Here is a 19,281-nt window from a genome sequence, read left to right as displayed (position 1 = left end):
CAGGCGTGGAACCTCGTTGCCGCGAGCATTTCACGCGCGTCAAGACAGCGAACTATTGTGCTAGCTTGCTAGCACAATGATTGAGTTCCACCTCGACGGCGGCTCCGGGCTTTCGCCGTACCAGCAGATCGTCCGGCAGGTCCGGCACGCGTTGCGCCTGGGCCTGCTGAACGAGGGGGAGCAGCTCCCGACGGTCAAGGACGTCGTGGCCGCGCTCGCCATCAACCCGAACACGGTCCTGAAGGCCTATCGCGAGCTCGAGCACGAAGGGCTCGTGGCGGCGCGGCCGGGGGTCGGCACGTTCGTCACGCGCACGCTCGCCGACACGACGCTCGCCGCCCACGGGCCGTTGCGCGCCGATCTGCGCCGCTGGCTCGGCAAGGCCCGCGGCGCCGGCCTCGACGAGGAGAGCATCGAGGCGCTCTTCCAGGACACCTTTCGTACGGAGATGAGGAGCGTGGCATGAGCACGGTCGCGTTGCGGGCGGATGGGCTGGGCAAGCGCTACGGCAAGCGGTTCGCGCTCGAGGACTGCACGCTGGAGGTGCCGGCGGGCCGCGTCGTCGGGCTGGTCGGCCCGAACGGGGCGGGCAAGAGCACGTTGCTCAACCTCGCGGTCGGCATGCTCGCGCCGACGACCGGCACGATCTCGGTCCTCGGCGGCGAGCCCGCGTCCTCGCCCGCACAGCTGGCGAAGGTCGGCTACGTCGCGCAGGACACGCCGACGTACGCGCACCTCACGGTCGGCGAGCACCTGGAGCTCGGCGCGCGGCTGAACCCGGCGTGGGACACGGAGCTCGCGGAGCGCCGCGTGGCGCGGCTCGGCCTGTCGCTCGACCAGAAGGCCCGCAAGCTCTCCGGCGGCCAGCGCGCGCAGCTCGCGCTCACCCTCGGCGTCGCGAAGCGGCCGGAGCTGCTGATCCTGGACGAGCCGGTCGCGTCGCTGGACCCGCTCGCCCGCCGCGAGTTCCTGCAGGACCTGATGGAGGCGGTCGCCGAGCACGAGCTGAGCGTGATCCTGTCCTCGCACCTCGTGTCGGACCTCGAGCGCACGTGCGACTACCTGGTCGTGCTCGTGGACTCGCGCGTGCGCCTCGCGGGCGACCTCGAGGACATCGTGAGCTCGCACGTGCGGCTGTCCGGTCCGCGCGACGCCGGGCACCCGGGCGAGCTCGTCACCGCCCGCCACACCGACGTGCAGTCGACCTACGTCGTGCGGTACAGCGGCCCGATCGCCGATCCGAGCTGGACCGTCGGGCAGCTGAGCCTGGAGGACATCGTCCTGGCCTACATGGAACGTCGCACCGAACCCGCCCCGCGCGCCCTGGAGGTGGCCCGATGATCTGGCTCACCTGGCGCCAGTTCCGGTTCCCGGCGGCGGTCGTCGGCGCGGCCGCCGCGCTGCTCGCGCTCCTGCTGCTCGTGGTCGGCGCGCCCGCCGCCGGTCAGCAGGCCGTCGAGCTGCTGATGGCCGACAAGACGCGCGTGAACGCCTACACGTTCGTGACGATCGCGATGCTCCTGCTGCCCGCGGTCATCGGCATGTTCTGGGGCGCCCCGCTCGTCGCGCGCGAGCTCGAGGCCGGCACCCACCGGCTCGTCTGGAACCAGAGCGTGACCCGCACCCGCTGGCTGCTGACCAAGGTGCTCCTGATCGGCGGCGCCGCGATGGCCGCGACCGTCGCGCTCGGCCTCGTCCTCACCTGGTGGACGCACGTGATCGACGACGCGCTCATCGCCGGCGCCGACGGCCAGGGCATCGCCGGCCAGCCGCGCATGTCTCCGGTGCTGTACGCCTCAAGAGGGATCGTGCCCGCCGGGTACGCGGCGTTCGCGTTCACGCTGGGCGTGCTCCTCGGCACCGTCCTGCGCCGCACCGTGCCCGCGATGGCGATCACCGCGGCCGTGTTCGCCGCCGTCCAGCTGACCGTGCCGCCGCTGATCCGCGCGCACTTGAGCCCGGTGACCGAGACCATGACCGTCACGGGTGAGAACCTCGGCGGCTTCCTCCTCGACGGCCCGCCCGAGGCCGGCGGCGTCGTGAAGGAGGTCCGCGTGCAGAGCGCCCAGCCGGGCGCCTGGATGATCGCCAACGAGACGGTCGACAAGGATGGGAACGCGGTCGGTGAGTACCCGTCGTGGCTGGCCTCGTGCGTGCAGCCGGACCCGGAGCGGATGGCGCCGCTCGCCGACCCGGCGTGCTTCAAGCGCTTCGCCGATCTCGGGTACCGGCAGCGGGTCGTGTACCAGCCGGCGGGTCGCTACTGGACGCTGCAGGCGGTGGAGACGATCGGGTTCGTGCTGGTCTCGGGTGCGTTGCTGGGCCTGACGTTCTTCTGGGTGCGACGCCGAGTGGCTTAGGGACGAACAACGGCCATCGAGGGGGAAGGGAGCTGCGTTTCACTCGCGCGGCTCCGGTTGGCGCCCGCTCGGGCTCCGCGCGGCATGGTCGGGTTGGCGTGCAGGCCTACCGTCAAGTTACGGTCATCGAAGATCGTCCCTCGTCCGTCGCTCCTGGGCTCGGCGTGATCGATTTCCGGTCGATGAACGGGCGCGGGGAGGGGGGTGCCGCAATCTACTTCCACCTGGCGGAAGTAGATTGCGGCACCCCCTTTGTTCGAAGCGCGGTCGTGCGCGGCCTTGGTCGACCGGACGTGTAGCGGATCAATGTGACCACGAACGCTCCTCGGATTCTCCGGTGCCCGTAACTTGACGGTATCCCGGCACCCGGGCACGAGGGAACACCGCGCGGAGCCCGAGCGGACGCCCACCGAAGCCGGCGCGGGCGGCGCTCCAGCTCCCTTCCCCCTCGATGGCCGTTTTTCAGACCGCCGCGCGCTCTGCGATTCCCGGGTAGTCCAGAACCAGCCCGAACTCGTCGTACAGCAGCTCGCACGATAGGTCCGGCGACCAGTAGTCGAACCGCGAACGCCCGTCCGCGTCATCCGGGAGCCGCGTGTACCGCTGCTCCAGACGTTCCACAGCGAGCGTGTCACGGCGCACCCACGCCGCGGGCGCGTCGGCCGTCTCGCCGACGGCCAGAGCCAACCTGTGCACCGGGAACGCGTTGGTGAACGAGGACGACTCCAGGTCGACGTCGAACACACCGTCCAACGACGGCACCGCGACCCCGTCGACCAACCACCTTCCGTCGCCGTCGGCGAGCAGCTGCACCTCGCGCCCGAACGACGCCACGCGGGCGCCGCGGGTGACCCAGTCCGGAGTGAGGTCGATCGCGTACTGGACGGCGAAGGCCGCGCCGTCCTCGACCGCGGTGGTCGCGCCCTCGACGGTCCAGCGCGGTTCGATGAAGACGACCTCGAAGCCTTCGCGGAGGTCCTTGTGGCGCCAGGCGACCTGCCTGGGCGGATCGGCGAACGTCGACATGAGGCCATCCATGCTTCCATGAACGGTTGATGCAGCAGAACGTGATCACCGCTTGACGCGAATCGCCGGGCACCGGCCACCCCGGAAGAGCGCGCGTGAGCTCGCTCGTGCCGTGGAGAGCGGGCGGTCCGTGGGGGAGGCGCTGCGGCATCTCGACAACTACGGATCGAGCCCGGAGGCACCGGTGTTGGCGGATGCGCTCGCGCGGTTCCTGGTGGCACGGTGCGAGTCGCACCATGCGGGCTGGCGGGTGGTGCGGCAGGTCGTCGTCGACTCCGCGGCCGACGCGACGCCATGGGAGAAGTGCGCTCGGCGTGCGATCCCGCTCGTCGCCGCGGACCTGCTCTCGCTCTCGGGCGCCGAGGGCCGGACGCCGCTGCACCGCGCGCAGCACCTCGCGGCCCAGCGGCGGGCGGAGGAGATCGCGCCGCACGTCGACCAGGCGCGGGTGCTGAAGGACCTCGGGCTCGAGCCGGCCGCCGACGTGGACGAGGACAGCTGGCGCGCCGCGATCGCCGGCGCGGTCAAGGCACGCTCGCGCGAGCAGGTCGCGCGAGCGCTCGAGGACTCGCTCGAAGTCAGCCGAACAGCAGGCGATCCAGACCCCGAATGACGCCCGTGACCTCCGGCACGCGCCGGATCGCGAGTAGCGTCCCGGCGATGTAGGGCGCCGCGGACGCGCCCGCCTCGTGGCGGATGTGCAGGCGCTCGTCGGGCGTGGCCAGCACGACCTCGGTCGAGAGCGCGTAGCTCGGCAGCCGCAGCGAATGCACCCGTGTGCCGGCGACGTCGGCGCCTCGCGCCTCGGGCGGCCCGATCACGTCGTGGTCGTGCGCGGCGGGCTGCGGCGCGCGCACCCCGGCGAGCCGCTCGGCCAGCTCACGGGACGTACCGCTCGGTACGTCGGGCTTGCTGAAGGACCCGTAGTCGAGCACCTCCCAATGCTCGACGTGCTGGGCGGCGAGTGTTGCCGCGTGCAACAACGTCGCGGCCAGCACGGAGAAGTTGCCGGCCGCGATCACGCCCCGGCCCGCCGCCCGCGCGGCGGCATCGAGCTCGGCGAAGTCGTCCTCGGTCAGCCCCGACGAGCCGACCACGACGTGGAGCCCCGCGGCCAGCGCCGCATCGACATTTCCCCGCACAACGGCAGCACTCGTGTAGTCGACGAAGACGTCCGCGCCACCCGCGGCGAGCGCCTCGTCAACCGAGCGGAACGTCGCGCCGCCGCTCCGCGCGACACCGCCGGCCAGCTCCAGATCGTCCGCCGCCACGACCGCCTCGACGAGCGGCCCGCCCGTCCATCCGGTCGCTCCCGCGATGAGCACTCTTATGGACATGGCGTTAAGCACACCCCTTTTGGACGTTTGTCGTACGCAAGGTGACCAACTTTCGCTTGACCAGCAGCAGGAGTGCGGCTAACTTCGCCGCAATATGAACGCAGGGCTGTCCACCTCGCCTCATCAGTACAACGTCCCGCAGGTGCGCGAAGTCGCATCGCCGGTCAAGCCGGAAGACGAGCAGCGTCGTCCGCTCACACAGCGTGAGCTGGTCGCGATGTCCTTGCTCGCCTGCCCCGGTCGCGGCTAGCGAGAGACGGGTCACGCCGCCGCGGCGGCGTGAATGGCACGTCGTAGGTCTTCGACCTCGATCGGTCGTTCCAGTTCGCGTAGCAGCGCGCGCAGCTCCGGACCGACGCGGGTCGGCCCGATGCCGGCGCTGAGCGGTCGCGCCCGTCCGGCGAGGACCCGGGCCACGTGCTCGACCTCGACGAACTCCGCGTGCATCCGCGCGGCCTCGCCTCGCGCCAGCTGGAGCACGCGCAGCATCCGCGGCGTGTAGACGGGCTCGGCGGTGGTGAGCCCGCGGTAGCGACGATGCGCCGCCTGGCGGGAGATGCCGACCTCGCGGGCGATCGCGGCGAAGCTCTCGCCCTGCCGGAGCGCGCGGCGCACCTGCTCGTGCTCGTAGGCGTCGAGCGCGCCGCGCAGCTGCGTGAGCGCGGCGAGGGCTTCGAGCGGCTCCGGCGCGGTCAGCGCGCGCTGGAGCTCGGTGAGGATGCGTCCGGCGGCGGGGTGCATGAGCGCGCAGCCTCGCTCGCCGCCGGCGCCGCGTCCACCCGCACCGTCGGCGGTGCGACGTCTGCACGCGGACGTCGGTGCGATGATCGCGGGCATGGAGCACCGCACCCTGGGCCGCAGCGGCTGCGCGGTCTCGAGCTTCGCGCTGGGCACGATGACGTTCGGCAACGAGACCGACGAGGCCGGATCGCACGCGCAGCTCGACGCGTTCGTCGCCGCCGGCGGCACGCTGATCGACACCGCCGACGTGTACACCCGCGGCGCGTCCGAGGCGATCATCGGTCGCTGGCTCGCCCGCCAGAGCGCCGAGACCCGCGCCCGGCTCGTGCTCGCCACGAAGGGCCGCTTCCCGATGGGCGACGCGCCGAACGACGTCGGCCTCTCGCGCCGCCACCTCAGCCAGGCGCTCGACGCGTCGCTGAAGCGCCTGCAGGTCGACCAGATCGACCTCTACCAGGTGCACGCGTGGGACCCGCTCACGCCGCTCGAGGAGACGTGGGCGTTCCTGGACGACGCGGTCCGCGCGGGCAAGGTGCACTACCTCGGGCTCTCCAACTACGCGGGCTGGCAGGTGCAGAAGGTCGCCGGCCTCGCCGAGCACCGCCACCTCGCCCGTCCCGTCACGCTGCAGCCGCAGTACAGCCTGCTCGTGCGCGAGATCGAGTGGGAGATCGTGCCCGCGTGCGTGGAGAACGGGCTCGGCCTGCTGCCGTGGTCGCCGCTCGGCGGCGGCTGGCTGACCGGCAAGTACAAGCGCGACGCGCGGCCGTCCGGCACGACGCGGCTGGGGGAGGACCCGGGCCGCGGCATGGAGGCCTACGATCGGCGCGGCGGCGCGCAGCGCACGTGGGACGTGATCGAGACGGTCGAGCGGATCGCGGAGGACCGCGGGATCAGCATGGCCCAGGTTGCGCTCGCGTGGGTCCACGACCGCCCGCAGGTCACCTCCGTGATCCTCGGCGCGCGCACGCTCGAGCAGCTCGAGGCCAACCTCGCGGCCGCCCACGTGCACCTCACCGCCGAGGAGACGGCCGCGCTGGACGCCGCGAGCGACCCCGCGCCGCCCGACTACCCGTACGGCGAGCTCGGCCTCGACCAGCGCGACCGCACGCTCGGCTGATGCCGGCGCCCGAGCTGAGCTTCGAGCCGTTCGACGCGCCGCCCGCGGTCGAGCTGGACGCGCTGCCGGAGGACGCCGTCGTCTTCTACGGCCGCCGCAGCGCGCCCGAGTGGGCGTGGCTGAGCAACTTCGAGGGCGGCCCGGTGAAGATGCCCGACCCGCACACGGGCCGCACGACCACCTACCCGTCGAAGGAGCACGCGCTGATGGCGCACAAGACGGTGACCCACGACGAGCACGAGTCGATCCGCACCGCCAAGGAGCCCAAGACGGCGAAGGCGCGCGGACGCAAGGTCCAGCTGCGCCCCGACTGGGACGAGGTCAAGCTCGGCGTGATGGTCGAGATCCTCCGCCACTGGTACGCCGCCAACCCCGACTACGCCGCCAGGCTCGTCGCGACCGGCGACGTGCTGATCCTCGAGGACTCACCCACCGACGCGATCTGGGGCATCCGCACCCGCGACGGGGCGCTTCGCCGGCACCAACCTTCTCGGCCGCGCCCACATGGCCGTCCGCGCCGAACTGCGTCGATAGGGCCGCGCACACGGTCACCCACGCCGCGACGAACACGACGTACTCGTGCGGCGAGAACACCTCGTGCAGGCGGCCGAGGTTGAACGTGGCGATCACGATCAGGATGCGCGCGGCGAACGGCCCGCGGCGGGCGCGCAGGAACGCGTGGGTGCCGAGCATGTAGAGCCCGGCGCCGGTCGCCACGAGGAAGTAGGCGAAGTCCGGCGGCTCCTCCTCGAGCAGCAGGCCGACGCCCGCCGCGATCCCGATCAGCGCGAAGGCCGGGATCATGTGCCCGACGGCGAACGTCGCCCGCGCCAGCGTCGGCGACCCGCCGGCGAGCTCGAGCACGCGCAGGTTGATCGCCGCCGACGAGTCGAAGTACAGCCACCAGAGCGCTCCGGCCAGCACCATCGCGGCGGCGAGCGCGACCCAGCCCGACGTGCCCTCGACCGGCGCCTGCCCCGCCTCGACCAGCACCTCGCCGAGCAGGATGATCAGAACAGGCCGAAGCGCTCGGCGAAGTGGTGCGGGTCCAGCGCCTCGCGTGGATCCTTGGGCGCGAAGGCCGCGAGCCGGTGCTCGCGACGGGCGCCGCCGTGCGCCAGCGCCAGGAGCACGCGCACCGCGGCGAGCGCACCCGCGAACACCGCGGGGTCGCCGTGCGCGGCGGGCTCGATCGCCACCGCGGCAACGCCGATCGGGATCGATCCGGCGAGGAACAGCAGGTGCTCCGGCCGGTCGTCGTCGCCGTGGTCACCCCCACGAGGTCGAGGTAGAGCTCGACCCACGAGACCCGCTTTCCACCCTCGTGCACAGCCGTAGCTTGACTGGTTCTTGAGGAACCGCCCACCCCAACTTGACGGTGCGGTCCGATACCAGGGACATGCCGTTCAAGTCCACCATCCGAATCCCCAGCGAGGTCCTTGACGCGATCGTCTCCCTGACCGAGCTCACGACCGCCTTCGCCGTCCAGTCCGCCATGGAGGCCGGCCGCCACGACGCGTACGGCGATCCGCAGCGCGCCGAGGCCAGCCTCGCCGAGCTCGCCAAGGGCGCCGACGCGGCGACGGGCGAGGTCGCGTGGCTGGTCGAGGAGCTCGACACGGCCGACCTCGACCGCGACCAGCGGGCCGACGCCGCGATCGCGATCGCCGGCCTCCAGCAGACCATGGTCAGCGCCGCGTCCGCCGTGCAGGAGACCGGCGCGTTCGACGAGACCGCCGTCGCCCTGCGCCGCAGCGCCGAGTACCTCGACGGCCCGCTCGCCGCGGTGCGGCCGTGAGCGGCGTGCGCTGGGGCAAGCGACCTTCTAGCTGATCGTGAACGTCACCGTCGCGCTCGCGTAGACCTGCCGCGGGTAGCGGCACACCCGGTGCGTGCCCTTCACGCGCACGCGCTGGCGCCGGCCGTTGCGGGTGACGGTCTTGTAGTTCGCCACGTTCCCGCAGTACTTGTTCGGTCCGAAGGACCCGTAGACGTAGGGACCGAACGCGCTGGCCTGGCCGCCGTCGGTGATCCCGACCAGCGTCCCGAGCGTCACGCTCCCGGCCGTCGCGAGCTCCTGCGCCCGCCGCTTGGCGTCCGTGATCGCCCGCGGCAGCGCCTTCGCCCGCGCGGCCTCCAGCGCCTCGCGGATCGACGTCTCGCTCTTGTTGTCCTCCGGCGTCACCGGCTCCTGCGCGAGCCCCGTCGCGCTCAACGTGGCCGGCGCCTGGGCCTGCGCGGCCGGCGCCGCGAGCAGCAACAGACCTACCACCGCGACCAGCGTCATGGACTTGGGCATGCTTCCTCCTCAGTGATCGATACCTGATCATTGGTGTCGCGGGGAAGCGGTTTTGTGACCGATCGGCGGCGTGGGGAAACCTCGGCGGGATGGGTAGGGCCTCCGCATGGCCACCCTTCCCCAGCCGCGCGGGCCCGTGAGCGAGGTGCTGCTGACGGCCCTCCGGCACCCACCAGACGCGATCGAGCTCCCCACGGACCCGATCGATTTCGAGGACCTGCAGCTCGCCCTGTACTGCTGCTACGAGCTGCACTACCGCGGGTTCGACGGCGTCGACGACGCCTGGGAGTGGAATCCGGGGCTGCTGGCGTTCCGCGCCGTCCTGGAAGCCGCCTTCGAGGCCGACGTGCGCGCGCTGGCGGGCACGCCCGGCGAGCCGCCCGACCCCGCGCAGATCGACGTCGAGCTGCGCGAGCTGATGCAGGCCGACGACGCGCCGTCGGTCTCCACGTTCATCGAGCGCGACGCCACGCGCGAGCAGGTGCTCGAGTTCCTGATCCACCGCTCCGCCTACCAGCTCAAGGAAGCCGATCCGCACTCCTGGGCGATCCCGCGCCTGCACGGCGCGCCGAAGGCCGCGCTGGTCGAGATCCAGGCCGACGAGTACGGCGAGGGCCGCCCCGAGCAGGTTCACGCGCAGCTGTTCGCGCGTACGATGGACGCCGTCGGGCTCGACTCGACGTACGGCGCCTACCTGGATCGGATCCCCGGCGTGACGCTCGCCACCGTGAACCTGATGTCGTGGATGGGCCTGCATCGATCCCGCCGCGGCGCGATCGTCGGCCACCTCGCGCTGTTCGAGATGACCTCCTCGGTGCCCAACCGCCGCTACGGCAGCGGCCTGCGCCGGCTCGGCTGGGAGCGCGAGGACGCCGTCGTGTTCTTCGACGTGCACGTGGTCGCCGACGCCGTGCACGAGAGCATCGCCGCCGTCGACCTCGCGGGCGGGCTCGCCTTGCAGGACCGACAGCTGGGCGCCGACGTGCTGTGGGGCGCCCGCGCGCTCACGGCGATCGACGGGCGCTGGGCACGGCACGTGATGGAGCGGTTCCAGGCCGGCGAATCGTCACTGCACGACGGAAGCGTGCTGGCGCTTCCGTGACGCTCCGCGACGCGTTCGAGACGGACGAGCCGCTGACCGTCGGGCTCGAGGAGGAGGTCATGCTCCTGGATCCGGCGACGCTCGACCTGGCGCCGGTGGCCCAACGGATCCCCGACGCCAAGCTGGAGCTGCCCGCTTCGCAGCTCGAGCTCAACACGCCGCCCACGGCCACCGTGGGGGCGGCGATCAGCGCGCTCGCCGACGCGCGCCAGGCGGCCGCGGACGCCGCGGACGGGATCGCGCGGCTCGGCGTCGCGGGCGTCCATCCCTTCGCCGCCCCGCTCGGCGAGCTCAACACGGACGAGCGCTACGAGCACATCCTCGCGCGCTACGGCGACGTCGCCCGCGCGCAGCTCGTGTGCGCGCTGCAGGTGCACGTCGCCGTCGGCACCGCGGAGCGCTCGCTCGCGGTCTACAACGCGCTGCGCGGCTACCTGCCCGAGCTGGCGGCGCTCGCGGCCAACGCGCCGTTCCACGCCGGGCGCGACACCGGTTTCGCGTCCGTGCGCCCGCTCATCAACGGGCTGCTCCCGCGCCAGAACGTCCCGCCCGCCTTCGAGTCCTGGGACGCCTACGCGGACGCGCTGGCCTGGGCCGTGCCCGAGCCCGGCTCCTGGTGGTGGGAACTGCGGCCGCACTTGACGTTCGGCACGCTCGAGATCCGCGTCTGCGACGCGCAGACGACGCTCGAGGAGACCGCGGCGGTGACCGCCTACGCGCACGCGCTCGTCGCCTGGCTGGCCGAGCAGGAGGAGCGGCCGGTGGTGCCGTCGTGGAAGATTGGCGAGAACCGCTGGGCGGCGCTGCGCGACGGCGTCGAGGCGACGTTCAAGGACTACGACAGCGGCGAGGAACGCCCGGTGCGCTACGTCCTGCTCGAGCGGGTCGAGACGCTCATGCCCGTCGCCGAGCGGATCGGCTGCGCGGACGAGCTCGCGCAGGTCCCGCGCATGGTCATCCGCAACGGGGCGCTGCGACAGCGCGCGGTGGGCGTGGAAGGCGCGGCGGCGTATCTCGCCGACCGCTTCCTCACTCCCGTCCGCGCTCCTGCGCGCCGGGCGCTCGAAACCGGATGACGTTGTGCGTGCCGTCGCAGAACGGCCGCATCCGGGACTTGCCGCAGCGACACAGCGCGACGGTCTTCTCACGGCCGGGCTCGATCACGTTGCCGTCCTGATCGACGATCTGGACGTCCCCGCGGAGCAGCAACGGGCCGTCGCGATAGACGGTGATGGAAGGTTCGGTCACATGCCGGCCCTACCCCGCTCGGCGCGCGGTCATCCAGACCCGATGCGTGGTTCGCCTCGCGGCCGGGAAGGACGCGGTTCGCATGCGCTTTCGTCCAGGATCCAAGCTCGACACCGGCCAGGTCCGTGACCGGCGCGGTGGTGGCGGCGGCCGTGGCGTCGCCGTCGGTGGCGGTGTGGGGACGATCGTGGTGGTCGTCGTGCTCGCGCTGCTCGGCGTCGACGTGCCGGTCGGCGGCGGAACGGACTCGGTGTCGCTGGAGGACAACCAGCAGCTCTCGTCGAGCTGCCGCACCGGCGCGGACGCCAACCAGAACGAGGACTGCCGGATCGTCGGCGTCGTCAACTCCGTGCAGGCCTACTGGGGCGACACCGTCGAGGGCTACCGCGAGGCGCCCACGAACTTCTTCAGCGGGCAGACGCAGACGGGTTGCGGCGGCGCGACATCGGCGGTCGGCCCGTTCTACTGCCCCGCCGACCAGCAGATCTACATCGACCTGAACTTCTACGACGACCTGCGCTCGCGGTTCGGCGCGCAGGGTGGGCCGTTCGCCGAGGCGTACGTGATCGCGCACGAGTACGGCCATCACGTCCAGCACCTTCTCGGCACGGACGCGAAGGTCGGCGGTGATCGCGAGGGCGAGACCTCCGGCTCGGTCCGGCTGGAGCTGCAGGCCGACTGCTACGCCGGCGTGTGGGCGGCGAACGCCGTCGAGACCGAGTTCATCGAGGAGCTGACGGACCAGGACATCGCCGACGGGCTGGACGCGGCGGCCGCCGTCGGCGACGACCGCATCCAGGAGCGCGCGACCGGGCGCGTGGACCGTGAGAGCTGGACCCACGGCTCGGCCGCCTCGCGCCAGAAGTGGTTCAACACCGGCTTCCGCGGCGGCGACGCGCGCCGCTGCGACACGTTCGCTACGAACGCGCTGTGAACGCGACCGCGGTGCCCCACGGGTCGCGGGTGAGGAAGCCGCCGTCGATCTCCTCGGCGGTCTCGACGCGGGCGCGCACGTCCGCGACGTCCTCCGGCGTGGCCAGCTCGACCGTCCAGTGACGCAGGCCGACGGTGTGCTCGGGCGCGGGCCCGACGCCGCGGCCGCGCCAGACGTTGAAGCCGAGGTGATGGTGGTAGCCGCCCGCGCTCACGAACGCGGCCGTGCCGAGGTTCGCCTGCTCCTCGAAGCCGAGCACGTCGCGGTAGAAGGCGAGGCCCTGGTCGACATCGCCGACGTGCAGGTGCAGGTGGCCCATCTTCAGGCCTTCGCGGACGTGCGCCTCGGGCGTCTCGCCGGCGATCGTGCCCAGGAGCGCCTGGAAGTCCAGCGGCGCGGGGCCGCGGCTGTAGCCGAGGTCCGTCGGCCACTCGGTCTTCGCGCGGTCGGCGGCGAGCTCGATGCCGTTGCCGTCCGGGTCGGGGAGGTAGATCGCCTCGTGCGTGCGGTGATCTGAAGCGCCCTCGATCGGGGTCTCGGTGATGCTCAGGCGCACGGCGACGCGGGCGAGCTCCTCGCGCGTCGGGTACAGCAGCGCGTAGTGGTAGAGGCCGGCGTGGCGCCCGGCGGGCTTCGCGGCCGGATCCTCGAACAGCTCGAGCGTGACGGTCGTGCCGTCGCCGAGAGTGGCATGGGTGGGCTCGTGCGTGTGCACGCGGAAGCCGAGCGAGCGCTGGTACCAGGCGACGGAGCGGTCGAGGTCGGACACCGTCAGGTGGACCGCGCCGAGCGTGAGCGTGGCGGGGAGCGTCGGGGTCTGGGAAGTCGCGGTCATGCCACTAGGATCGCGTCGCGCGGGTCACTTTCACATGGCAACCCCTCGCGGACACATGGACTTTCCCGTCGACCACCTGTCGGGCGCGCTGCAGGTCGTCCAGCTCGAGGACTTCGCGGCGGGCGCGGCGGCCGAGCGGGGCGCGCGGGCTCCGCACCGGCACGGCTACCACGAGCTGCTGTGGACGCGCCGGGGTGAGGGCACCCACGCGGTCGACGGCGAGGCGTTCCCGATCCGGCCCGGGACGCTCACCGTGATCGGCCAGGGGCGCGTGCACGTGCTCGAGCGCGCGGTCTTCTCGGGCGCGGTCGTGCGGTTCGAGAGCGAGCTGGTGCTGGACGCGCCGGCGTGGCTCGTCGGCGGGCGTGGAGCGCTGACCGTCGAGGTGCCACCGTCGTCCGTGGCGGGGCTGGAGGCGACGATCGCGATCCTCGGCGCGGAGGCCGCGCGGCCCGCCGACGTCCGCAGCGCCGAGCTGGTGCGCCACTTCCTCTCGGCGCTGCTGCTGTGGATCGAGCGCTGGTACGAGGGCGCTCACGCCGAGCGCGGCGACGACGCGGACGTCGCGCTCTACCGCCGCTTCGTCGCGCTGCTGGAGCGGTCGTTCGCGGCGCACCACGACGCGGCCTGGTACGCGGACGAGCTCGCCGTGCCCGCCGCGGCGCTCTCACGTACCCTCGCGACCGTCACCGGGCAGACGACGAAACAGCTCATAACTGGACGCGTGATGCTGGAAGCGGCACGATTGCTGCGGTTCACGGATCTAGCGGTCGGCGAGGTTTCCTATCGCACCGGATTCGAGGACCAACTTTATTTTTCTCGCGCGTTCAAACGGCGCTACGGTGTGGCGCCTCGGTCGTATCGCGATCTTCACCGTCATCCCTCGAACGCCTGACACAGTGGACTCACCCGGAGTCCAGCGGAGAGCCCGTCCTCATGAGCACCAGCACCATTCACGTCGAACCTGACCAGCGCGGATCGTGGCTCGTGCGCCACGAAGCGGAGCGGGTCTCGGAACACCACACGGCTACGGACGCCGAGCGCGCCGCGCGCCTCGCCGCCCGCCGGTTCTCGTGCAGCAGCGTCGTGCTTCACGACCGCTACCGCCGCACGCGCGAGATCGCGGTCTCAGACCGCGGATAGCTCGCTAGGCCAGCGAGCCCAGCACGGCCGCCGTCGTCAGGGCGACGGCGAGCACCACCGGGACCAGCACCAGCAGCGGGACTCTTCGACGCCGGCGCGTGGCCTGCCGCCCCGGCTCCAAGACGCTCAGGCGGGGCGGTGGGGTACGGCGTTCGAACAAGACTGGGTCGATCCTAGGCGGGCGTGAGGACGGTTGGAACTGGCCGACCGCCCAGTCCTGCCCAGCGAACGTCCGCGTTATGCGGGAACGCGGCGCGTCTGAGCTATCGCCCGACGCGGTCCGCGCGGATGCGCGCGCGGGCTTCGGCGTAGCGGACGACCTCGAACGCGGTGAGCGCCGCGAAGACGGCGAGCAGGACGCCGAGCGTGACCACGCCCGCCGCGCTCGTCGCGACCGGGATCAGCGCGAGGCACACGAGCGCGGTGACGATCCGGGGCACGTTGACCGAGCCGACGTTGCGCAGCCGGAACGCGACGTGCGCGAGCAGGTAGAGGGCGAGCCCGCCGCACAGGGCGACCGAGGGCATGTCCTTCAGCGGGTCCGCGGTGTGCTCGACGATCTTCTTCACGCCGAGCGCGAACAGCACGATGCCGGCGATCATCGGCAGGTGCAGCAGCGCGTAGGAGTCGCGCGCGATCTTCAGCTGCGCGAGCCCCTTCGCCTCGACGAACTGGTGCTCCGCGACCACCGCGACGACGTCGAAGTACAGCCACCACAGCACGCACGCGATGCCGACCGCGAGCACGCCAGCGAGGATGACCTGCCCGGTGAGCTCGATGTCCTCGGCTCCGACGCCGATGGCGACGATCGACTCCCCGAGCGCGATGATCAGCACGAGCCCGAACCGCTCGGCGAAGTGCGCGGCGTGCACGTGCCAGCCGCCGATGCCGCGGCTGAGCACGATGCCGTAGTCGAGCACCAGCGCCGCGATCCACAGCAGGTCGCGCGTGGTGCCCGGCTCGAAGGCCGCGGACGCGAGGATGATCAGACCCGCGCCGGGGATCAGCGAGCCGACGAGGCTAAGCACGGCCTTGCTCAGCGCCGTGTCCCCCCGCGCCGCGAGCGCGAACAGCGCGGCGTGCAGCAATCGCACCGCCAGGTAGCCGAGCCCCCAGACCACGCCGTCGTCCGCGAACGCCCCCGGGGTGGCGAGCGTCATCACGAGCATCGCCGCCATCGCCGCGAACATCACCAGCCGCGGCAGCAGCAGCTCCGGGTCGACCGTGCTCGTCAACCAGGCGTACCCCGACCACGCCCACCAGATGATCGCCAGGATCACGAGCCCGCGACCGAGCTGCGCGAACGTCGGGTCCTCGGCGAGGAAGGCCGTGACCTGCGTGAGCGCGAACACGAACACGAGGTCGAAGAACAGCTCAAGCGGGGAGACGGTCGCGTCGCGCGGGTCGGCCCGCACGATGCGGCGGCGGGGCTCCTGGCTGGCGGTCACGAGCCGGAGCCTAGGCTAGGCGGATCTGGCATGCTGCGCTCGTGCCAGAACGCCCGTCGGCCACGGAATGGGGTGAACAATACGCGGAGGTCCGGTCGCAGCGGATCGCCTTCACCGCAGAACTTGCGCGGCTCTTTGAGCGCCTGTTGGAGATTGAAGATGTCGACTACGTTCAGCTGGAGAAACGCACGAAGACAGTCTCGAGCTTCACAGAGAAGATCGAACGCAAGAACTCGAAGTACCCGGACCCGCTTGAGGACATCACGGACCTGACGGGACTACGGATCATCTTGTATTACGCGGACGATGTCGTAGATGTCGGAAAGCTGATCGAGCGCGAGTTTGCAGTCGACTGGAACCATTCGCTTCGTCAGGGTGCAGATCGCGACCCCGATCGGTTCGGCTATCGCTCTGACCACTACGTGATCAGACTGCCGGCGGCGCGAGCGGCCCTGCCCGAATGGCGACGCTTCGCTGACGTGTGCGCAGAGATCCAAGTCCGTACCGCGATGCAGCATGCGTGGGCAGCAGTCGACCACAAGATCCGATACAAGAAGGAAGACTTGCCACGCGATCTTCAGCGCAGATTGTTCACGCTGAGTGCCTTGCTTGAGGTCGCAGACGATCAATTCAGCGCCTTACGTGCACTCAGTGCGGATATTCAGCAGGCTTACGCAGACCGCGTGGCGCGTGGGGATCTAAGCGCTGAGGTCGATGCGCTGTCACTGCGCGCATTTCTCGAAGACACCGACGCCGCGAGCATCTGGCAACAACGCGCTCTTGAAGCTGGCCTAGAACCCTGGGACGGCGACATCTTTGATGACACTGCAATGGATCGACTCCTATCTCTGCTCCGAGCGTCGAACATCCGGACCCTGAACCAGCTTGATGATCTGTTGACGTCGGCCGACTCCTGGGGCGTCGATGCGCTGGCTACGGCAGCTCGGGAGGCGCACGAAGCCGGCGGAGAGTTCTTCGCGGTTGCAGCAGACACGTTGGCTGCGATCGCGCTTATTGACGCTGATGAAGCTGCCGTCATCGACGACACTCAGTTCGTCGCGCCAGTACAGGCGGGTCTGCGAGCCGCCAGAGAGGCTCGGCACGCGTCAAAAGAGACGGTTACCTAATCGCGGTTGTCGTTGTGAAGCATCGACGCTCGGGCGGTCGCTCGTTCCCCATGGCTGACTTACGCGAGCGATGCCTGAAAGGTTCGCGGCCGCTTCGTAGCGCTTCGCACGACATCTGAGCGCGTGCCCGTCTCGACGTGGACGACGGTAGGGGCCGATGCGAGATCCCGTCGCGACCAGGGCGCCCAGCTCTCCAAGGCGTGCAGCGTCGTCCGATTCGGCCCCATACTGCGTGATGCGAGTAGGTCATGTTGCCTGCAGGCTCCGGACGACGTCACCCTGGAGTCGCCGGCAGCTTGATACAGCGAGTGCGTCGCTGTGCCCGCCGTGCTCGCAGGCTCTCATCCCGCGCTCACGGGGTAGGGGGAGTCCGTGCCCCGAATCAAGACCCTCGTACTGATCCTCGCCGGCGGCGCCGGCGGCCGCCTGGAGCTGCTCACGCACACGCGCGCGAAGCCCGCCGTGCCGTTCGCCGGGACCCACCGGTTGATCGACTTCCCGCTCAGCAACTGCTTCAACGCGCAGATCGACGACGTGTGGGTGTCCCAGCAGTTCAACCCCGTGTCGCTCAGCGACCACCTCGCGAACGGGCGGCCATGGGACCTGGACCGCACGTCCGGCGGGCTGCTGGTGCTGCATCCGCGGCAGGGCAACGAGGCCGGGACCGGGTTCCAGGAGGGCACGGGGGAGGCGCTCTGGAGCCAAGCGGACCTGATCCGCGAGTTCGCTCCGGACGCGCTCGTGGTGGTCAGCGCCGACGCCGTCTACAAGCTCGACTATCGCGCGGTCGCCGAGGAGCACTGCGAGTCCGGCAAGGCGGTCACGATGGTCACGACCGAGGTCGACCCGGACGACGCGGACCGCTACGGCGTGGTGCAGGTCAAGGGCGACAAGGTCACCGAGTACGTCTACAAGCCCGACGAGGCCAAGGGCAACCTGATCTCCAACGAGGTCTTCGTGTTCACGCCCGAGCCGGTCCTCGCCGTCCTGGACGAGCTCGTGGAGGAGAAGGGGCAGGACGACCTGCAGGACCTCGGCCACTTCCTGCTGCCGCGCCTGACCGACGCGGGCGAGGTGCGTGCGCACCGCTTCGAGGACTACTGGCGCGACGTCGGCACGATCCCCGCCTTCCACGCCGCGCACATGGAGCTGCTGGGGGACGAGCCGCCGATCGACCTCGACGATCCCGGCTGGCCGGTCCTCACCCGCGCGATCGCCAATCGCGCCTCAGCGCGGATCGGCAAGGGCGCGCAGATCGACTGCGCGATCGTCGCGCCGGGGGCGACCGTCGCCGGCGCCGTCACCCGCAGCGTGCTGGGTCGCGGGGCGATCGTCGAGCGGGGCGCGACCGTCGAGGACTCGGTGCTGCTGCCGGGCGCGATCGTCCGCGCCGGCGCGACCGTCCGCAACGCGATCATCGACGACCACGTGGACGTGCGCGCGAACGTCGGCGAGCACGGCGGCGACATCGCGCTGGTCGGCCTGCACGCGGTCGTGGAGGACGATCTGCCCAGCGGCGCACGCTTTCCGCAGGTGGATGACGACTGAACGTCGAAAAGGGGTGGGCAATCTTCATACCTTCGGGTGATGTGTGCGAGCACGACGCCTGGGAAGGTTCTTCTTAAGCACATGCACTCGTACAAGCTCCCCCAAGTAAAAGAAATCAAGCCGGGCCGTTAGCTAGCCTGCGCACTCCGTGCGCGGCCTGCTGGCTCTGATCCTCGCGATGGCGGCGCCGTCGCACGCCCCGGCACCCCCGGCGGCGGACGCGCCCCTCCCGCGAGAGCCCGCCAAGCTCGCGGAGGCCTTCACCGCCTCCACGCGTCAACTGCGGGCGACGCCCTGGGACGGGACCGGCGAGACGGTCCCCGCGGACGTCACGCTCTACGCGCTGCACCACCAGCGCATCCTGCGCCTGATGGCCGAACGCCGCCCGCTCGGCGACGCCACCCTCGCCGCGCTGCCCAGCGACGTGCGTGGCGAGGCCCGCGACACCGTCCAGGCCCGCCGCCTGCTCGACTCGATCCCGCGCGGCAAGCCGCCGAAGGTCCGCGTGGCGTCTGCCGCGCCCGCCGCGACCCTCAGGCAGCACTACGCCGAAGCTGAGCGCCGCTTCGGCATCCACTGGACCGTGCTCGCCTCGATCAACTTCGTCGAGTCGGCGTTCGGTCGAGTCCGCTCCGCGAGCGAGTCCGGCGCCCGTGGCCCGATGCAGTTCATGCCCGCGACCTGGGACGCGTACGGCGCGGGCGGCGACATCGAGGACCCGCACGACGCGATCCTCGCCGCCGCCCGTTACCTGCAGGCCGCCGGCGCCCCGAAGGACCTCGACCGCGCGCTCTACGCCTACAACCACTCCACGGCCTACGTGCGCGCGGTCCGTCGCTACGCGGCCCGCATGCGCGCCGACGAACGCGTCTTCCGCACGTATTACGCCTGGCAGGTCTTCGTCCGCACGCCCCAAGGCGCGCGGCGGATCACCGGCCCGGGCGTCTGAAACCTCCCGAAATCCGGCCAATCCGGACGCTCGGCCTTGGCTGACCGACCCATGGGTAGGTTGG

25 protein-coding genes and 1 pseudogene are annotated in these 19,281 nt (G+C 71.2%); 16 read left to right on the top strand and 10 right to left on the bottom strand.

The features are described 5' to 3' along the window. Positions 1–76 precede the first annotated feature (76 nt). Genes OJ997_RS17350 through OJ997_RS17340 form a run of 3 tightly spaced genes read left to right on the top strand, consistent with a single transcriptional unit; the run spans position 77 to position 2,360 of the window. Positions 77–466, top strand: coding sequence for a GntR family transcriptional regulator (locus OJ997_RS17350; RefSeq protein WP_270026440.1), 390 nt, complete (start codon positions 77–79; stop codon positions 464–466). Continuing rightward, positions 463–1,341, top strand: coding sequence for an ABC transporter ATP-binding protein (locus tag OJ997_RS17345; protein ID WP_270026439.1), 879 nt, complete (start codon positions 463–465; stop codon positions 1,339–1,341). The genes OJ997_RS17350 and OJ997_RS17345 overlap by 4 nt, the downstream gene beginning before the upstream one ends. Beyond that, a complete protein-coding gene (locus tag OJ997_RS17340; RefSeq protein ID WP_270026438.1) occupies positions 1,338–2,360 on the top strand; it encodes an ABC-2 membrane transporter-related protein in 1,023 nt (340 codons plus the stop codon). The genes OJ997_RS17345 and OJ997_RS17340 overlap by 4 nt, the downstream gene beginning before the upstream one ends. A 462-nt stretch (positions 2,361–2,822) precedes the next feature. On the opposite strand, the gene OJ997_RS17335 is transcribed toward OJ997_RS17340, so the two are convergent. Next, complete coding sequence (locus OJ997_RS17335; RefSeq protein ID WP_270026437.1) at positions 2,823–3,398, bottom strand: putative glycolipid-binding domain-containing protein; 576 nt, start codon at positions 3,396–3,398, stop codon at positions 2,823–2,825. 118 nt (positions 3,399–3,516) lie between these two features. Between OJ997_RS17335 and OJ997_RS17330 the strand changes: the two genes are divergently transcribed. Continuing rightward, entirely contained in the window at positions 3,517–3,999 is a 483-nt protein-coding gene (locus OJ997_RS17330) for a hypothetical protein (RefSeq protein WP_270026436.1), read from the top strand. Here the strand turns inward: OJ997_RS17330 and OJ997_RS17325 are convergent. Next, positions 3,965–4,723: a 4-hydroxy-tetrahydrodipicolinate reductase gene (locus tag OJ997_RS17325; RefSeq protein WP_270026435.1), complete on the bottom strand. Its 759-nt coding sequence runs from the start codon at positions 4,721–4,723 to the stop codon at positions 3,965–3,967. The genes OJ997_RS17330 and OJ997_RS17325 overlap by 35 nt on opposite strands. A gap of 94 nt (positions 4,724–4,817) precedes the next feature. Between OJ997_RS17325 and OJ997_RS17320 the strand changes: the two genes are divergently transcribed. Further along, complete coding sequence (locus OJ997_RS17320) at positions 4,818–4,973, top strand: hypothetical protein (protein ID WP_270026434.1); 156 nt, start codon at positions 4,818–4,820, stop codon at positions 4,971–4,973. Positions 4,974–4,984: 11 nt separating this feature from the next. Here OJ997_RS17320 and OJ997_RS17315 read toward each other — a convergent pair whose 3' ends face one another. After that, complete coding sequence (locus tag OJ997_RS17315) at positions 4,985–5,464, bottom strand: hypothetical protein (protein WP_270026433.1); 480 nt, start codon at positions 5,462–5,464, stop codon at positions 4,985–4,987. A 94-nt stretch (positions 5,465–5,558) separates the two neighbouring features. Here OJ997_RS17315 and OJ997_RS17310 point away from each other — a divergent pair, with 94 nt between their 5' ends. After that, complete coding sequence (locus OJ997_RS17310; protein ID WP_270026432.1) at positions 5,559–6,584, top strand: aldo/keto reductase; 1,026 nt, start codon at positions 5,559–5,561, stop codon at positions 6,582–6,584. Next, a pseudogene (locus tag OJ997_RS38125) lies at positions 6,584–6,988 on the top strand (NADAR domain-containing protein); the annotation flags it as partial. The gene OJ997_RS17310 and the pseudogene OJ997_RS38125, both read left to right, overlap by 1 nt. Here the strand turns inward: OJ997_RS38125 and OJ997_RS17305 are convergent. Beyond that, complete coding sequence (locus tag OJ997_RS17305; RefSeq protein ID WP_270026431.1) at positions 6,906–7,577, bottom strand: low temperature requirement protein A; 672 nt, start codon at positions 7,575–7,577, stop codon at positions 6,906–6,908. The pseudogene OJ997_RS38125 and the gene OJ997_RS17305 sit on opposite strands and share 83 nt — an antisense overlap. 17 nt (positions 7,578–7,594) lie before the next feature. Continuing rightward, positions 7,595–7,888, bottom strand: a complete 294-nt coding sequence (locus tag OJ997_RS17300) for a low temperature requirement protein A (protein WP_270026430.1) — start codon at positions 7,886–7,888, stop codon at positions 7,595–7,597. 95 nt (positions 7,889–7,983) lie between these two features. Here OJ997_RS17300 and OJ997_RS17295 point away from each other — a divergent pair, with 95 nt between their 5' ends. Beyond that, on the top strand, positions 7,984–8,382 hold the full coding sequence (locus OJ997_RS17295) for a hypothetical protein (RefSeq protein ID WP_270026429.1): 399 nt from the start codon (positions 7,984–7,986) through the stop codon (positions 8,380–8,382). Between the two features lie 27 nt (positions 8,383–8,409). Here OJ997_RS17295 and OJ997_RS17290 read toward each other — a convergent pair whose 3' ends face one another. Next, positions 8,410–8,883: an SIMPL domain-containing protein gene (locus tag OJ997_RS17290; RefSeq protein WP_270026428.1), complete on the bottom strand. Its 474-nt coding sequence runs from the start codon at positions 8,881–8,883 to the stop codon at positions 8,410–8,412. A gap of 106 nt (positions 8,884–8,989) precedes the next feature. Between OJ997_RS17290 and OJ997_RS17285 the strand changes: the two genes are divergently transcribed. Together OJ997_RS17285 and OJ997_RS17280 are read left to right on the top strand one after the other, a co-directional pair. Continuing rightward, positions 8,990–9,985, top strand: coding sequence for an iron-containing redox enzyme family protein (locus OJ997_RS17285; RefSeq protein WP_270026427.1), 996 nt, complete (start codon positions 8,990–8,992; stop codon positions 9,983–9,985). Next, positions 9,982–11,061 (top strand): carboxylate-amine ligase, encoded by a 1,080-nt coding sequence (locus OJ997_RS17280; protein WP_270026426.1) that lies wholly within the window; start codon positions 9,982–9,984, stop codon positions 11,059–11,061. Before OJ997_RS17285 ends, OJ997_RS17280 begins: the two co-directional genes overlap by 4 nt. On the opposite strand, the gene OJ997_RS17275 is transcribed toward OJ997_RS17280, so the two are convergent. Then, a complete protein-coding gene (locus OJ997_RS17275) occupies positions 11,015–11,233 on the bottom strand; it encodes a CDGSH iron-sulfur domain-containing protein (protein ID WP_270026425.1) in 219 nt (72 codons plus the stop codon). The two genes, OJ997_RS17280 and OJ997_RS17275, sit on opposite strands and share 47 nt — an antisense overlap. A gap of 82 nt (positions 11,234–11,315) precedes the next feature. Between OJ997_RS17275 and ypfJ the strand changes: the two genes are divergently transcribed. Next, a complete protein-coding gene (gene ypfJ, locus OJ997_RS17270; RefSeq protein WP_270026424.1) occupies positions 11,316–12,167 on the top strand; it encodes a KPN_02809 family neutral zinc metallopeptidase in 852 nt (283 codons plus the stop codon). On the opposite strand, the gene OJ997_RS17265 is transcribed toward ypfJ, so the two are convergent. After that, on the bottom strand, positions 12,151–13,002 hold the full coding sequence (locus OJ997_RS17265; RefSeq protein WP_270026423.1) for a VOC family protein: 852 nt from the start codon (positions 13,000–13,002) through the stop codon (positions 12,151–12,153). The genes ypfJ and OJ997_RS17265 overlap by 17 nt on opposite strands. A 55-nt stretch (positions 13,003–13,057) precedes the next feature. Here OJ997_RS17265 and OJ997_RS17260 point away from each other — a divergent pair, with 55 nt between their 5' ends. Together OJ997_RS17260 and OJ997_RS17255 are read left to right on the top strand one after the other, a co-directional pair. Continuing rightward, positions 13,058–13,897, top strand: coding sequence for a helix-turn-helix transcriptional regulator (locus OJ997_RS17260; RefSeq protein WP_270026422.1), 840 nt, complete (start codon positions 13,058–13,060; stop codon positions 13,895–13,897). A 41-nt stretch (positions 13,898–13,938) separates the two neighbouring features. Next, positions 13,939–14,145, top strand: coding sequence for a DUF2188 domain-containing protein (locus OJ997_RS17255; RefSeq protein ID WP_270026421.1), 207 nt, complete (start codon positions 13,939–13,941; stop codon positions 14,143–14,145). Positions 14,146–14,149: 4 nt separating this feature from the next. On the opposite strand, the gene OJ997_RS17250 is transcribed toward OJ997_RS17255, so the two are convergent. Beyond that, positions 14,150–14,305, bottom strand: coding sequence for a hypothetical protein (locus OJ997_RS17250; RefSeq protein WP_270026420.1), 156 nt, complete (start codon positions 14,303–14,305; stop codon positions 14,150–14,152). 103 nt (positions 14,306–14,408) lie between these two features. Next, positions 14,409–15,593 (bottom strand): low temperature requirement protein A, encoded by a 1,185-nt coding sequence (locus OJ997_RS17245; RefSeq protein ID WP_270026419.1) that lies wholly within the window; start codon positions 15,591–15,593, stop codon positions 14,409–14,411. Positions 15,594–15,634: 41 nt separating this feature from the next. On the opposite strand from OJ997_RS17245, the gene OJ997_RS17240 reads away from it, so the two are divergent. From OJ997_RS17240 to OJ997_RS17230, 3 genes are all read left to right on the top strand, one after another. Next, positions 15,635–16,720: a GTP pyrophosphokinase gene (locus tag OJ997_RS17240; RefSeq protein WP_270026418.1), complete on the top strand. Its 1,086-nt coding sequence runs from the start codon at positions 15,635–15,637 to the stop codon at positions 16,718–16,720. Between the two features lie 372 nt (positions 16,721–17,092). After that, the gene (locus OJ997_RS17235) at positions 17,093–18,268 is read left to right on the top strand and encodes a glucose-1-phosphate adenylyltransferase family protein (protein WP_270026417.1); all 1,176 of its coding nucleotides are present in this window, start codon (positions 17,093–17,095) and stop codon (positions 18,266–18,268) included. A gap of 148 nt (positions 18,269–18,416) precedes the next feature. Then, positions 18,417–19,217: a lytic transglycosylase domain-containing protein gene (locus OJ997_RS17230; protein ID WP_270026416.1), complete on the top strand. Its 801-nt coding sequence runs from the start codon at positions 18,417–18,419 to the stop codon at positions 19,215–19,217. Positions 19,218–19,281: the final 64 nt, after the last annotated feature.

It is taken from the genome of Solirubrobacter phytolaccae (genome assembly GCF_027587195.1).
GTDB classification, from domain to species: Bacteria; Actinomycetota; Thermoleophilia; order Solirubrobacterales; family Solirubrobacteraceae; genus Solirubrobacter; species Solirubrobacter phytolaccae.
The sequence above is the reverse complement of the archived record's forward strand: the minus strand, read 5'-3'. Positions and strand labels throughout refer to the sequence as shown.

Coding starts and splice junctions, on each gene's coding strand:
- OJ997_RS17315 (WP_270026433.1), bottom strand. CDS start 5,464: ATGCACCCCGCCGCCGGACGCATCCTCACCGAGCTCCAGCGCGCGCTG.
- OJ997_RS17345 (WP_270026439.1), top strand. CDS start 463: ATGAGCACGGTCGCGTTGCGGGCGGATGGGCTGGGCAAGCGCTACGGC.
- OJ997_RS17340 (WP_270026438.1), top strand. CDS start 1,338: ATGATCTGGCTCACCTGGCGCCAGTTCCGGTTCCCGGCGGCGGTCGTC.
- OJ997_RS17325 (WP_270026435.1), bottom strand. CDS start 4,723: ATGTCCATAAGAGTGCTCATCGCGGGAGCGACCGGATGGACGGGCGGG.
- OJ997_RS17310 (WP_270026432.1), top strand. CDS start 5,559: ATGGAGCACCGCACCCTGGGCCGCAGCGGCTGCGCGGTCTCGAGCTTC.
- OJ997_RS17320 (WP_270026434.1), top strand. CDS start 4,818: ATGAACGCAGGGCTGTCCACCTCGCCTCATCAGTACAACGTCCCGCAG.
- OJ997_RS17255 (WP_270026421.1), top strand. CDS start 13,939: ATGAGCACCAGCACCATTCACGTCGAACCTGACCAGCGCGGATCGTGG.
- OJ997_RS17285 (WP_270026427.1), top strand. CDS start 8,990: ATGGCCACCCTTCCCCAGCCGCGCGGGCCCGTGAGCGAGGTGCTGCTG.
- ypfJ (WP_270026424.1), top strand. CDS start 11,316: ATGCGCTTTCGTCCAGGATCCAAGCTCGACACCGGCCAGGTCCGTGAC.
- OJ997_RS17295 (WP_270026429.1), top strand. CDS start 7,984: ATGCCGTTCAAGTCCACCATCCGAATCCCCAGCGAGGTCCTTGACGCG.
- OJ997_RS17350 (WP_270026440.1), top strand. CDS start 77: ATGATTGAGTTCCACCTCGACGGCGGCTCCGGGCTTTCGCCGTACCAG.
- OJ997_RS17265 (WP_270026423.1), bottom strand. CDS start 13,002: ATGACCGCGACTTCCCAGACCCCGACGCTCCCCGCCACGCTCACGCTC.
- OJ997_RS17260 (WP_270026422.1), top strand. CDS start 13,058: ATGGACTTTCCCGTCGACCACCTGTCGGGCGCGCTGCAGGTCGTCCAG.
- OJ997_RS17290 (WP_270026428.1), bottom strand. CDS start 8,883: ATGCCCAAGTCCATGACGCTGGTCGCGGTGGTAGGTCTGTTGCTGCTC.
- OJ997_RS17335 (WP_270026437.1), bottom strand. CDS start 3,398: ATGGATGGCCTCATGTCGACGTTCGCCGATCCGCCCAGGCAGGTCGCC.